The sequence below is a fragment of the Diplocloster agilis genome (assembly GCF_019042275.1).
Taxonomy (GTDB): Bacteria; Bacillota; Clostridia; order Lachnospirales; family Lachnospiraceae; genus Diplocloster; species Diplocloster agilis.
Window position 1 is genome coordinate 84,404 of sequence record NZ_JAHQCW010000022.1, and the last position, 13,985, is coordinate 98,388.

Genomic DNA, 13,985 nt, shown 5'->3' on the forward strand with positions numbered 1-13,985 from the left:
TATCCCCTCTTCAATATTTCCGTATGATTCATCTGCCTGTTTATCAACATTACCAGTATAACACAAATGACAACCGCTATGCCTGTCTGTTTTACCGCCGGGAACCATTGCCCGGAACGGATCTCAAAATCAGTTGCCAAAAAAGCGGAGGATGTAATATAATGAAAGGAAAAATAATATCATAATTGCAAAACATTACAAAACCGGTACGGTTTTGCAGGATGTGAGCGCCTGTCTGCAGCGCGGGCACGCCTTGCACGGATACATAAGAAAGTTGGAAGTACATGTCGAAGGCATTATACATAGCGGAAAAACCCAGTGTGGCCCAGGAATTTGCCAAAGCGTTGAATCTTAGAACGGTGAGGCATGATGGGTATGTGGAATCAGAGGAAGCGGTCGTCACCTGGTGCGTGGGGCACCTGGTAACCATGAGCTATCCCGAGGTATATGATATCAAGTTCAAAAGATGGAGTCTGGAAACCCTGCCGTTTCTGCCGAAGGAATTCAAATATGAGGTAATTCCGTCGGTAGCAAAGCAGTTCCAGATCGTCAGCGGGCTGTTAAACCGGCAGGATGTGGATACGATCTATGTCTGTACCGACTCCGGGCGGGAAGGAGAATACATCTACCGGCTGGTGGAACAGATGGCACAGGTACACGGCAAGAAGCGCCGGAGGGTCTGGATCGATTCCCAGACGGAGGAAGAGATCCGCAAGGGAATCGAGACGGCGAAGGACCTGTCGGAATATGATAATCTGTCGGCGTCCGCCTATCTGCGGGCCAAGGAAGATTATCTGATGGGGATTAATTTTTCCAGACTGCTGACCTTAAAATACGGGAATTCCATAGCGAATTATCTGCGGGTAAACCGCACCGTGGTATCCGTAGGCCGGGTGATGACCTGCGTGCTGGGGATGGTGGTAAGACGGGAACGGGAGATCCGTGAGTTTGTAAAAACGCCGTTTTACCGGGTAGTCGGAACCTATGACCACGAAGGAAAACCCTTTGAGGGTGAATGGAAAGCGGTAGAGGGCACGCGTTACTTTGGCTCCCGGGACCTGTATAAGGAAAATGGGTTCAAAGAGCGGGAAAAGGCTGAAGAGCTGATCCGCTTCCTGAGTGAACAAGAGCCTATTACGGCGGTCGTAGATAAGATTGAGAAAAAGAAAGAAAATAAGAATCCGCCCCTGCTCTTTAACCTGGCGGAGCTGCAAAACGACTGTTCCCGGCTGTTCAAGTTAAGCCCCGATGAGACTCTGCGCATCACCCAGGAATTATACGAGAAAAAACTGGTAACCTATCCAAGAACTGACGCCCGGGTGCTGTCCACAGCGGTGGCTAAAGTAATTCAGAAGAATCTGTATGGGCTTAAAAACTATGCCAGGACAGGAGCCTTCGCGGCTGAGATCTTAGAGAACGGCTCCTATAAGAATCTGGCCAAGACCCGCTATGTCAATGACAAGCAGATCACGGATCACTATGCGATCATACCGACAGGCCAGGGATTTGGCGCGCTTGGGTCTTTGCACGCCAACGCGGCTAAAGTCTATGAGCTGATCGTGCGCCGGTTCCTCAGTATTTTCTATCCGGCGGCTGTATATCAGAAGGTTCAGCTGACTGCGGATATCCGGGGAGAAAAATTTTTCTCCAATTTCCGGGTCCTGTTATCGGAAGGATATCTGAAGGTGGCTGGCCGGCCGCAGCAAAAGAAAAAGGCCGAGGAGGACGGCACGGAGGAAGAAAACCTAAGCGATGAGGAACTGCTGGCGATTCTTCACGCGCTGAAAAAAGGCGCCCGCTTGCCGGTGAGCAGCCTGGACATCAAGGAAGGGGAGACGTCCCCGCCGAAGCGCTACAATTCCGGCTCCATGATATTGGCCATGGAAAATGCGGGCCAGCTGATCGAGGACGAAGAACTGCGTGCCCAGATCAAAGGAAGCGGCATCGGAACCAGCGCGACCAGAGCGGAGATACTGAAAAAACTGGTCAATATCGAATATCTGGGGCTGAATAAAAAAACACAGATCATCACGCCCACACAATTGGGAGAAATGATTTACGATGTGGTGAACGCCTCCATACGCTCCCTGCTGAACCCGGAGCTGACGGCCAGCTGGGAAAAGGGATTAACTTACGTGGCGGAGGGAACCATAACACCGGATGAGTACATGGAGAAGCTGGATAAATTTATCCGATCCAGAACCCAGGGCGTGCTGGGGCTGCAGAACCAGTATGCGCTGCGGGGCAATTACGACAGAATCGCCGCCTTCTATAAGCAGAGCGCCACCCGCCAAACCGGCAAGACAAAAGCCAAAGATCCAAAAAGTGCGGACCAGAAGGACACAAACGGGGCGAAAAAAGCCGGAACAGCCAACACAGCCCCGCCCGAAATGAAACCGAAAATGGAAACGTCTAATACATGAGGTAACAATCACACCGAAAAATCAAACATCGGAAAGGAAACCATAAAATGGAAGCAATGAAAATCAAGAATCTCTATGACTTAACCCAGACCCAGGCAGCCTCACTGCTGGAAAAAGCCGAATATCCGTGGGAAGTACTGTCAGAAATCGGAGCATTTATAAAAGAGCTGGGAGAAACACTGCCGGAAGAGGAATACGAAAAAAGGGGAGAAAACATCTGGGTAGCCCGTTCGGCAAAAGTAGCGCCCACCGCATCATTAAACGGCCCCGTCATCATTGGTAAAAATACGGAAGTGCGGCACTGCGCCTTCATCCGGGGCAATGCTCTGGTAGGCGAAGGCTGTGTAGTCGGCAATTCAACAGAATTAAAAAATGTAATCCTGTTTAACAACGTACAAGTACCCCACTACAACTACGTAGGCGATTCCATCCTAGGCTACAAATCCCACATGGGCGCAGGTTCCATTACATCAAATGTAAAATCCGATAAAACCCTGGTAGTCCTTCACACCGAAGACGGCGACATTGCCACAGGACTAAAAAAATTCGGCGCCATGGTAGGCGACTATGTAGAAGTGGGATGTAATTCCGTCCTAAATCCCGGAACAGTAATCGGAAGACATAGCAACATATATCCGCTCTCCATGGTCCGAGGATTCATTCCAAGCAATTCAATCTACAAAAAACAAGGAGAAATTGCCGAAAAGCGGTAAATGGGGAATTTGCCGGAATTCGGCTCTGACAGTACCCCGGGACGGTTCTTCCTCAGGGCGGGTATGCCCGTTTCTTAAGGCTGGGGACAGCGGCGGTATCCGGGGAGGCTTTGTATGTCCGCTGCTTACGGCTTGGAACCGCGGGCGGTATTTGGGGACGCTCCGGGCGGCCGGGTTCTTTTGTATCTCCCTGGAAGCGCAGAGGGCTAGCGCTGGAATACGCTAAGTGAAATCGAAAAGCCGGGTTCAGGAACCGAGCCTATTCACCAGGAACACGTGATGTGTTCCCGGTTCAGAGGCTCTTGCCCGTCGGACGTGAAGTCCGCCGTGCATCCTGAACCCGGCCTTTCGATTCCACTAAGCGTATTCACAGCCGCCCTATGCGCTCCCAGGGAGATACAAAAGAACCCGGCCGCCCGGAGCGTCCCCAAATACCGCCTGCGGTTCCAAGCCGTAAGCAGCGGACAAACAAAGCCTCCCCGAATACCGCCGCTGTCCCCAGCCTTAAGAAGCGGGCATACCCGCCCCCTGAGGAAGAACCGTCCCGGGGTACTGTCAGAGCCGAATTCCGGCAACTTAGTCCGGTTCATGCCAAGTAAAAACCCCACTATTTTTGGATAACCCTTTCAAAATCCCGGCCTCAAATACTTTGGCCCACAAGTCTTGTAGTAGAAGTATCACCAACGTAGGAGGGGGCCGGCACGAGGGCGGTCTTGCGGGGGCGTCAAAAGCTGCGGGAGCCAAATCGCTTGAGGCCGGGTCTTAGAACGGGTTACGGAGAAGAGATCGAAACCGGGCAGAACCCGGGGCACTGTTTGAGCCGCATTTTGGCGAGTTTGCCCCGGGTTCTGCTAATCGGAGGTTTCGGTCTCTTCGCAGTTACCCGTTCTTAGACCCGGCCGAAGCGATTTGGCTCCCGCAGCTTTTGACGCCCTCCGCAAGACTGCCCTCGTGCCGGCCCCCTCCGGCCCTCGTGCTCCCGCCCCAGCGCTTTGTGAAATAAAATCTTGACAAATAACTTGAGGGTATGTATTATTGTATTAAAGGATTAGTACAATAATACATGGGCAATTATGAGAGGAGCAGTTGCTATGCTGGAAATACAGGATTTGACAAAGAGATATGGGAAAAATCTGGCGGTGGATCATGTCAGTTTCACGGTACCGAATGGGAAAGTGGGAATATTGCTGGGGCCCAATGGGGCGGGAAAATCTACTATTATTAAGAGCATTGCCGGTCTGCTCCGCTTCGAGGGCGGTGTGGGGATACAGGGAATCTCCAATCGGGAACTGGAGGCAAAAAAACAGTTCGGGTATGTGCCGGAGATTCCGGCCATGTTCGACGCGCTGACCGTCCGGGAACATTTGGAGTATATACACAGAGCTTACGGAGTATCGGTGAGCGAGCAGGAGATCATGGATCTGCTGACCCGCTTTGAGCTGGAGGATAAACAGGATAAGCTGGGGAACGAGCTCTCCAAAGGGATGATGCAGAAGGTCAGTATCTGCTGCGCCCTCTTGATTCGTCCCCAGGTATTGATGCTGGATGAACCTATGGTGGGACTGGACCCCAGAGCCATTAAGGAGTTAAAACAGGTGATCCTGGAGCAGAGGGAGCAGGGCGTGACGATTCTGATCAGCACCCATATGCTTGAGATGGTAAAAGAACTCTGGGATGTCATGTTTGTCATGGAAAAAGGGAAGATCATCGGGCAGTATACCAAAGAGGAAGCAAAAGATCAGGACATTGAAGATCTGTTCTTCGATATTACGGGCGGTGATGAAGGTTGAGTAAATGCTTGTACACTGATGGGGATGCCTATATGTGCGGGATGACGCACGCGTGGAGGATACAATGAAATCATTAATTTATCTTTGGAAAAGAACGATGGTGAACCGGATCCGAAAGGCTTTGAGCAAACCGGTGACCTATATTTATATCATTCTGGGGATTGCCTATGTGGCCATGATTCTGACCGGCATCGGCAGCTTGGTTATGGCCAATAACTGGAATACACCCATCTATCTGGTCTATGCGCTGTCGGCGTTGGTATTTTTAAGCATTCCCTCCAGCCTGCTGCAGTACGCCAAGAGAAAAGGGCTTCTGTTCCGGCAAAGCGAGGTGCATTTCCTCTTCTCCGCGCCGATATCTCCGAAGCTGATTCTCCTGTATGAACAGATGAAATCCAATATGATGAATCTGGTGTTAACACTGGTGGTTACAGTGCTTGGATGTACGCTGTTTGGGATACCGGTCTGGAAAATGCTGCTGTATTTTGTCCTGGCCTATGTGGTGGAAAATGTGTTGGAAGCCGGCCTGGTGGTTGTGTTATATGGAAATGAACGGCTGAAAGAGAGGACAGTGCGCCTGCTGTGCCGGGCGGTGTGGCTGGTCGTGGCGGTGCTGGTGCTGTTCGCCGCCTATATGTTCTTTACGCAGGAAGCATCGTGGAACGTGCTGCCGCTGGTTCTGGACCACCCGTTCCTGCAGTGCATTCCGATTATCGGATGGAATATTGCGTTTATCCGGCTGTTGATTCTGGGGCCTACGGTGCTGAATGTGGTATGTACGCTTCTGTATGTGGTATTCGCCCTTCTGCTGTTAGTGATTTCAATTCGGATGCGGTGTGCGGGCGACTACTATGAGGATGCTATGAAATTCGCCGATGATTACCAGGAAATTATGCAGAAGAAGAAAAAGGGCGAAACCTCAGGCGTGTCCATCGGGAAAAAGAAAAAATACGGAAAAGCCCAGGTGGAGTACAAAGGGAGCGGAGCGAAAGCGATTTTTTACAGACAGCTGCTGGAATATAAGAAAAATAAAACATTTATTTTTGGGATATTTACGCTGATATCCCTGGCCCTTGGTGTTGGAATTGCAATTTTTGCATATTTGAATCATTTGTCAGCCAGCCCTTATCGGTTTTTTATCGTTCCCGGCGTTATGGCCTATATGGTGTTTATCTTCACCAGCTATGCCACAAAATGGTCTAAAGAGTTAGAGAATCCCTATACGTATTTAATCCCGGACAGTACTATACGAAAAGTCTGGTACGCTACTCTGATCGAACACATGCGTTCGCTGGTTGACGGCTGCCTGATAACGATACCTGCGGCGGTTGTACTGCGCCTGACACCGGTCCAGGCGGTGCTTACCGTGCTGATCTATGTGTGCTTGCAGGCGACGAAGCTGTATTTCAATGTGCTCAGTGAAGCCTTGCTGGGTAATATCCTTGGAAATTTCGGCAAGCAGATGATGCGTCTGCTGGGCGAAGGGATTGTTATTATGATAGCGGTACTGGCCTGTGTGGCCGGGACACTTTTGGTAAATGTGGAGTTTGGTTTTTTTGCATTGATCTTAAGTTCCGTGATATTGACCGGGCTTGTGGCCTGGGGCGGTTCCATTGCGTTCTCGAAGATGGAGTCGCTGCAATAACGTTAGGACGCTTAGGGTGGCAGAGAATATGCTTAGTGAAATTGGAAAGCCGGATTCAGGATAGCAGGATGTGTCAGGGCTTCAAAAACAGCTGCAAAAGTTCCTGCTTCAGACCATCAGCTCTCACGACGCGGCCAGCGAGAGCTTTTATCATGGGATGGTCATAGGGCTATGTGCCATAATGAACAACATGTACTATGTCAGTTCCAATCGAGAGTCCGGTGCAGGGCGGTATGATGTGCAGCTGCTCCCGCATAATAAGGTTCTCCCTGGTATCTTGATCGAACTGAAGGTATTGCGCGAAACTGTGCCGGAAACTGAAATTTCCGAAAGGCTAAAAAAATTGTGCCACGCTGCGCTCCAGCAGATCGAGACAAAAAACTATGCGGTCTCTATGCGGGAGCAAGGTGTACAGCAGATAATGAAATTTGGAATTGCTTTTTACAAAAAACGAGTGGAGATTGTCTGTCGGATGGGTGATGAACCAGGAAGAAAGGATTAATTGTAACTCAAATCAATTTTTCTGTAAACGGAGAAAGATGGCTAACGACACCATCTTTCTCCGTTATTATTATCAAGAAAGAACTAGCAAGTTTATATTTTTCAATTAAAAAAACTATTGACAGATTGTATATATTGTGTATAATAATGTATATAAACGATATATACATTTCGATAAGAGGTGAGCAAGTGAATATTATAATCAGCAATTCCAGCGGAAAGCCCATTTATGAACAGATCACATCACAGATCAAGAATATGATCGTGGCTGGGGAATTGAAACCGGGGGAAGCGCTTCCGTCCATGAGACTTCTGGCGAAAGAACTCAGAATCAGTGTGATTACCACTAAGAGGGCGTATGAAGATCTGGAGCGGGACGGATATATATATTCCGTGGTGGGAAAAGGCAGTTTTGTAGCGGACGCCAATATGGAACTGATGAAGGAAGAACATTTACGCAGGATTGAAGAAAACCTGCAAAATGCGGTAGAAGCGGCAAGGATCAGCCATATCGAATTGCAGGAGCTGCAGGATATTTTGAAAATGTTATATGAAGACGAAGGATAATCTTGCAGGAATACCAAGGATACTAGAACACCGGGCGCAGGAAATAAGGATGAAATGCCGGAAGAATGAGTGACCGGAAATATGAGTGGCCGGAAGAATGTGGTAAACACGATCATTTGAAAATAAATAATTGGAGGAAACCAGTATGGACTACGCGATTGAATTACAAAATGTGTGTAAAAATTATGATAATTTTAAACTGGACCATGTGACAATGAATGTGCCGAAGGGCAGTGTGGTCGGGTTCGTAGGGGAAAACGGAGCCGGAAAGACGACCACGATCAAAGCCATATTAAATCTGATCACTGTGGACAGCGGCAAGATTCAGGTGTTTGGACAGGATCATGTGGAGCAGGAACAAGCCATAAAGGAACAGATCGGAGTCGTGTTTGACGAGAGCTGCTTCCACGAACAACTGACCGCCCCGGAGATCGGTAAAGTAATGTCAAAGATTTATAAGGAATGGCAGCCAAGGGAGTTTGACGAGTTTCTGAGACGCTTTCAGCTGCCGGCACAGAAGAAGATCAAGGAATACTCCCGGGGTATGAAAATGAAACTATCCATCGCGGTTGCTATGTCACACAAGGCGAAACTGCTGATACTGGATGAGGCTACCAGCGGGCTGGACCCGATCGTGCGGGATGAGATACTGGAACTGTTCCTGGACTTTATACAGGACGAGGAACATACCATTCTGGTATCCTCCCATATTATCAGCGATCTGGAGAAGATAGCGGATTATATCATTTTCATTCACGGCGGAAAAATCCTGTTTCAGAAAAACAAAGATGAGTTGCTCTATGAATACGGGATTATCCGATGCAGCGAGGAACAGTTCCGAAAACTGGATCCCAAGCTTTGTATTTCCTATCGGAAGAATCAGTTCGGCTATGAGGTGCTGACCGGTAAACGCAAAGAGATCGGGAAGATATACCGTGACCTGGTGATCGATCAGGCGGATATTGAAAATATTATTTTATTCTATGTGAAAGGTGTGAGATTATGAGTGCCCTGTTATTAAAAGATTTTTACAGCCTGAGACCGTATTTCAAATCTTTCGGAATCATGTATTTGATTTTTATAGTCTGCTTTCTGAAAACACCGGAAGTCTTAAGCAGCGTGATGGCGGTCATGAGCCCCATGGCTGTGATCAATACGATGTCCTATGACGACTACTATCATTGGAACCGGTATGCAAAAGCCTTGCCCATGGGCTCCCGCACCATTGTAAAATCCAAGTATATCCTGTTGGTGCTGCTCTCCGCCGCCATGTCGGCGGTGGCCGGAGTCGTCGGTTCTGTGATGAGTATCGTTCAGAACATGGCCGCGGAAAAATTACCGGTGATCTGGGGAGGCGCTCTGGGATCGGTTGGAATCGCCATTCTGCTCTATAGTTTTGTGCTGCCGCTGCTTTACAAATTTGGCGTGGAAAAGGGCAGATTTATTATGATCGGCCTGATCGGCGTTTTGACCGCATCGATCTATCTGCTATTGAGCCTGAAGGATAAACTGACCGGATTTATTCCGTCAGAGGGGCAGTTAAAGCTGCTTTTATACATGAGCCCGCTGATCATTTTACTCATTGTATGGGCTTCTTATCAGATATCCTGTAAAATATTTGAAAAGCAGGGGGCGGATTGATATGATGGGTTTACTGACCAAGGATCTGATGGTGATCAGGACATATTTCAAACAATTACTGGCTGCCATGGTGATTTTCATCCCATTGAGCTTTGCTTCGCCTGGGATCATGGGCAGCATGCTGGCCATTCTGCTTCCCATGACCGTGCTCACATCCATGTCTTATGATGATTACTATCACTGGCATCAGTATACCAGGGTTATGCCTTTGAAACCGCACACAGCAGTAAAGGAAAAGTATGTGATGCTGATACTCTTTGAATGCATAGCCGTTTTTTTAGGATGCGCGGCGGCCTTAATATTTTTGCTGGTCCGGCATCAGCCCTTAGCGGAGATCCTGGTTACCTGGAAGAGCCAGACGGTGGTAGCAGGCGTTTCTATCATACTATACAGCATCGCGCTTCCGGTAATATTCAAGCTGGGTGTGGAAAAGGGACGGTTGGCATTAATCGCGATCTTTGTAGTGCCCTCCTTTCTGATGGTGAGATCTGGCAATTGGCTGAAAAAGCTATATGCGCTAATAAGCGGATGGAGCGGGCAGAAATGGATCTTCCCTGCTGCCTTGGCGCTGCTGGCTGCGGGGGTGGCATGCTCTTATCTGATTTCCTGCCGGATATATAGGGGAAAAGAAATATAGGTTCCGTGGCGGAACTCATTCGTGTCATATATTTCAATACAAACGGATTCATCTGTGCTATAATGATACGCAGACCGATAAGACGTAATACGGTATATCGGACGATAGGGAGGAACCGCTTTATGGAACTTATAAAAATAACACACGAAAATCTTGAACAGGAGCATATCTGTTGTGCGATATCAAACAACAAAGACGTTCAGGTCATGACAAAAAAGGCATGGATTCAAGAAAGACTTGACGAGGGGCTTGTATTTTTAAAAGGGAATGTGCGTGGAAAGTGCTTTATTGAATATATTCCGGCGGAGTATGCCTGGGTTCCGATCGAGGCAGACGGATACATGTATATAGACTGCCTGTGGGTTTCCGGACAATTCAAGGGACAGGGTTATTCAACCCTTTTGCTGGAGGAATGTATCAGAGACAGTAAGGCGAAGGGGAAAAAAGGACTTGTCATCTTATCCTCACAAAAGAAAAGGGGCTTCCTTTCGGACCCAAAATACATGAAATATAAAGGATTTGAAAGAGCTGACGCGGCGGCGCCGTATTTTGAACTGCTGTATCTTCCGTTTGCCCAAAATGCGGATCAGCCGTGTTTTAAAAAGGTTGTAAAAACGCAGAACAGTCTGCCGGAGGGCTTCGTCCTGTATTACACAGACCAATGCCCTTTTACAGCAAAGTATGTGCCCCTTCTTGAAAAAATGGCCCAAGAAAGACAGGCGAAGCTTCAAACCGTGCATATCCGGACAAAAGAAGACGCGCAAAACGTCCCGTCGCCATTTACAACATTTTCTCTGTTCTATAATGGGGAGCTTGTAACCCATGAGATACTATCGGAAAAGAAATTTGATAAAATCCTTGCAGATAAAGGATTGTAACCTGCCGTTTATAAATTATGTGGCTGTCGCACTAACTTAGCGTTCTTCTCCGGGGCTTCCTATGTCCGTTACTCAGGGCTTGGAACCGTGGGCGGTATACGGGGACGCTCCGGACGGCCGGGTTCTTTTGCATCTCCCTGGGGGCGCGGAGGGCTTGCGCTGGTCTCCGCTAAGTGGAATCGGAATGCCGGATTCAGGAACCGAGCCTATTCACCAGGAACACCTGATGTGTTCCCGGTTCAGAGGCTCTTGCCCGTCGGACGTGAAGTCCGCCGTGCATCCTGAATCCGGCATTTCGATTCCACTAAGCGGAGACGCAGCCGCCCTATGCGCCCCCAGGGAGATACAAAAGAACCCGCCGCCCGGAGCGTCCCCGTATACCGCCCACGGTTTCAGGCTCTGAGTAACGGGCATTGGAAGCCACGGAGAAGAACGCAAAGTTAGTGCGACAGCCCATAACTTGTAATTTTAAGAGAAATATGGTAGTATTTCAGTACAAATCAAGATAGTTCTGATCACTTTTCTTACAGAGCCCCACCATGGATAAGAAATAGAATAGAGGACAAAGGAGGCTGTCAATTGGAGCAGTTCAGTACGAAGTATGGAAAAAAATACGAGTTGTTAAAACAGTATTTTGGATACACGGAGTTTCGGGAAGGGCAGGAGATGCTGATCGACAGCCTTTTAAAAGGGCAGGATACCCTGGGAATTATGCCGACCGGCGCCGGGAAATCCATCTGTTATCAGATTCCCGCCCTGATGCTTCCGGGAATTACGCTGGTCATCTCTCCGCTGATTTCCCTGATGAAGGATCAGGTCAGTAGCTTGAACCAGGCGGGGATTCATGCGGCATATCTGAACAGCTCCCTGACTGTGAACCAGTACCGGATGGCCATGCAGTACGCGGCGCAGGGGAGATATAAGATTATCTATGTGGCTCCGGAGCGTCTGGAGACGGAAGAGTTCCGGATGTTTGCGTCCCGGGCGCAGATCTCCATGGTATGCGTGGACGAGGCCCACTGCGTATCCCAGTGGGGACAGGATTTCAGGCCCAGTTATCTGAAAATATCCAGATTCGTGGATACGCTGGATATAAGACCGGTCCTCGGCGCTTTTACGGCTACCGCCACGAAGGAAGTGCGGGATGATATTATCTGTATGCTGAAACTCTGGAATCCTACGGTTTTAGTCAGCGGATTCGACCGGAAGAACCTGTATTTCGGCGTACAAACGCCCAAGAATAAATTCGACGCTTTGAAGGAATATGTCGTGGGACACGAAGATCAGAGCGGGATTATATACTGCCTGACCAGGAAAGATGTGGAAGAGGTATGTGAGAAGCTAAGGGCGGCCGGTGTGGCCGCGACCAGATATCATGCGGGGCTTGGCGACCGGGAAAGACAGGAGAACCAGGATGATTTTATCTATGACCGCAGTCCCGTTATGGTCGCGACGAATGCTTTCGGAATGGGGATCGATAAATCCAATGTCCGCTATGTGATCCATTATAATATGCCGAAGAATATCGAAAGCTATTACCAGGAGGCGGGACGTGCCGGGCGGGACGGCGAGCCGTCGGAGTGTATCTTATACTACAGCGGCCAGGACGTGCGGATTCATGAATTTATGATGGATCAGGAGCCGGAAAATGAGGCGCTTTCCCAGGATGAGCGGGAGCTGGTGCAGGAACAGGACAGAATCCGGCTCCGAAAAATGACCTATTACTGTTTTACCAACGATTGTCTGAGAGATTACATACTGCGGTATTTCGGGGAGGCGGGCAGCGGGTACTGCGGCAACTGCTCCAACTGCCTGACGGATTATGAGGAAACCGATATGACGGATGCCGCGGCGGATGTGATTACCTGTATCCGGGAGTGCCGGCAGCGCTATGGCATCAATGTGATCGTCGGCGTGCTGAGGGGGGAGAACCGGGCCAAGCTGCGCTCCTACGGTCTTACCGGCCTGGCCAGTTTCGGCCTGCGACGGGGCATGGACGAATCAAAGCTTAAGAGCCTAATCAATCAGATGCTGATGGACGAGATCCTTCTGGTGACGCGGGATAAATATATGCTGTTGAAATTAACCGGCAAAGCGAAAGAGATCCTGGACGGTGAACGAAAAGTAACCATGAAGTATAAGCCCAGGCAGGAAGAGCCAGCGTCAGCGGACGGCACGCGGCAGAAGAGAAGAAAACAGCGGATATCCGATATACTGAATTCCAGGGGATTGGAGCTGTTCGATCGGCTGCGGGAAAAACGTCTGGAGATCGCCCGCCAGGAAGGTATGCCCCCTTATATTATTTTTTCAGATAAGACCCTGACGGACATGTGTGTCAAGGTGCCGTTAAACCGGGAGGAAATGTTAAATGTAACCGGTGTGGGGCAAAATAAATATGAACGCTACGGAGAACAATTTATCGAGTTCATCCGGGAGTTCACCGGCGGGGTGCATCAGGTCTTTTATTTTGAGGAAGAAGATGGGAAGGCCCCTTCGGTAGAGAGTTATCAAAAGGGTGCGCAGGCAAAAGCGGTGATAGTGGAGACGAAGAGTGATAGCGGCTTAGCGTCAGAAGACGACCAGGATTCCGGCAAAAAACCGGGACGCCGCTTAAAGGCCGAGTTCATGATGAGTGAACGAATCGCTTCACAGATATATTATTCCGAAAAGTGCACGCTGTCCGAGCTGGTACAGCAGATGAACGATCAGCGGGACGCCAGCGTGATGAAACAAATAAAAAATAAGACGATCATGGACCGCCTGATCGGCGGGGGATATGTGCAGGAAACGGTAATCAATGATATCCAGCGCAAAATAATTACGGAAAAAGGCGCAGGTCTGGGTATATTTATGGAAAAGAAAGTAAGCCGTGAGGGCAATGAATACGAGGTGCTGTATTATAACGAATCCGCCCAGAGAGCGATCGTGGATAAGCTGCTGGATGAATGGCGCCTGCCGCTATCCGAGGATTAAGATCCGAACTGATACGGAAACTGCCGGGGGCTGTCGCACTCACTTAGTGATAGCGTCCTTCCTGGGGGCTTCGTATGCCCGCTGCTTAGGGCTTGGAACCGCGGGCGGTATACGGGGGCGCTCCGGGCGGCCGGGTTCTTTTGTATCTCCCTGGGAGCGCGGAGGGCTTGCGCTGGAATACGCTAAGTGAAATCGAAAAGCCGGGTTCAGGAACCGA

The 13,985-nt window shown here is 49.3% G+C and carries 11 protein-coding genes; all 11 read left to right on the top strand.

The window, feature by feature from the left end; translation table 11 throughout:
- Window positions 1–284 precede the first annotated feature (284 nt).
- Window positions 285–2,423 (top strand): DNA topoisomerase, encoded by a 2,139-nt coding sequence (locus tag KTH89_RS13715; RefSeq protein ID WP_238722086.1) that lies wholly within the window; start codon window positions 285–287, stop codon window positions 2,421–2,423.
- 47 nt (window positions 2,424–2,470) lie between these two features.
- Entirely contained in the window at window positions 2,471–3,136 is a 666-nt protein-coding gene (locus KTH89_RS13720) for an acyltransferase (RefSeq protein ID WP_158348055.1), read from the top strand.
- A gap of 1,091 nt (window positions 3,137–4,227) precedes the next feature.
- A complete protein-coding gene (locus tag KTH89_RS13725) occupies window positions 4,228–4,926 on the top strand; it encodes an ABC transporter ATP-binding protein (protein WP_158348772.1) in 699 nt (232 codons plus the stop codon).
- Window positions 4,927–4,990: 64 nt separating this feature from the next.
- Window positions 4,991–6,571 carry a putative ABC exporter domain-containing protein gene (locus tag KTH89_RS13730; protein WP_238722087.1) on the top strand — a complete coding sequence of 527 codons (1,581 nt, stop codon included), beginning with the start codon at window positions 4,991–4,993 and terminating at the stop codon, window positions 6,569–6,571.
- A 70-nt stretch (window positions 6,572–6,641) separates the two neighbouring features.
- A complete protein-coding gene (locus KTH89_RS13735; protein ID WP_238722088.1) occupies window positions 6,642–7,073 on the top strand; it encodes a PD-(D/E)XK nuclease domain-containing protein in 432 nt (143 codons plus the stop codon).
- Between the two features lie 188 nt (window positions 7,074–7,261).
- Window positions 7,262–7,639, top strand: coding sequence for a GntR family transcriptional regulator (locus KTH89_RS13740; protein ID WP_158348769.1), 378 nt, complete (start codon window positions 7,262–7,264; stop codon window positions 7,637–7,639).
- Window positions 7,640–7,784: 145 nt separating this feature from the next.
- Window positions 7,785–8,645: an ABC transporter ATP-binding protein gene (locus KTH89_RS13745; protein WP_158348768.1), complete on the top strand. Its 861-nt coding sequence runs from the start codon at window positions 7,785–7,787 to the stop codon at window positions 8,643–8,645.
- A complete protein-coding gene (locus KTH89_RS13750) occupies window positions 8,642–9,280 on the top strand; it encodes an ABC-2 transporter permease (protein ID WP_158348767.1) in 639 nt (212 codons plus the stop codon). Before KTH89_RS13745 ends, KTH89_RS13750 begins: the two co-directional genes overlap by 4 nt.
- Window position 9,281: 1 nt before the next feature.
- Complete coding sequence (locus KTH89_RS13755; protein WP_238722089.1) at window positions 9,282–9,917, top strand: ABC-2 transporter permease; 636 nt, start codon at window positions 9,282–9,284, stop codon at window positions 9,915–9,917.
- A gap of 122 nt (window positions 9,918–10,039) precedes the next feature.
- Window positions 10,040–10,795: an N-acetyltransferase gene (locus KTH89_RS13760; protein WP_238722090.1), complete on the top strand. Its 756-nt coding sequence runs from the start codon at window positions 10,040–10,042 to the stop codon at window positions 10,793–10,795.
- A gap of 579 nt (window positions 10,796–11,374) precedes the next feature.
- On the top strand, window positions 11,375–13,768 hold the full coding sequence (gene recQ / locus KTH89_RS13765; protein ID WP_238722091.1) for a DNA helicase RecQ: 2,394 nt from the start codon (window positions 11,375–11,377) through the stop codon (window positions 13,766–13,768).
- Window positions 13,769–13,985 lie beyond the last annotated feature (217 nt).

What these genes read in the sequence shown, in the direction of transcription:
- KTH89_RS13725 (WP_158348772.1), top strand. Translation starts at nt 4,228, where the DNA reads ATGCTGGAAATACAGGATTTGACAAAGAGATATGGGAAAAATCTGGCG.
- KTH89_RS13755 (WP_238722089.1), top strand. Translation starts at nt 9,282, where the DNA reads ATGATGGGTTTACTGACCAAGGATCTGATGGTGATCAGGACATATTTC.
- KTH89_RS13750 (WP_158348767.1), top strand. Translation starts at nt 8,642, where the DNA reads ATGAGTGCCCTGTTATTAAAAGATTTTTACAGCCTGAGACCGTATTTC.
- KTH89_RS13760 (WP_238722090.1), top strand. Translation starts at nt 10,040, where the DNA reads ATGGAACTTATAAAAATAACACACGAAAATCTTGAACAGGAGCATATC.
- KTH89_RS13730 (WP_238722087.1), top strand. Translation starts at nt 4,991, where the DNA reads ATGAAATCATTAATTTATCTTTGGAAAAGAACGATGGTGAACCGGATC.
- KTH89_RS13715 (WP_238722086.1), top strand. Translation starts at nt 285, where the DNA reads ATGTCGAAGGCATTATACATAGCGGAAAAACCCAGTGTGGCCCAGGAA.
- KTH89_RS13745 (WP_158348768.1), top strand. Translation starts at nt 7,785, where the DNA reads ATGGACTACGCGATTGAATTACAAAATGTGTGTAAAAATTATGATAAT.
- KTH89_RS13720 (WP_158348055.1), top strand. Translation starts at nt 2,471, where the DNA reads ATGGAAGCAATGAAAATCAAGAATCTCTATGACTTAACCCAGACCCAG.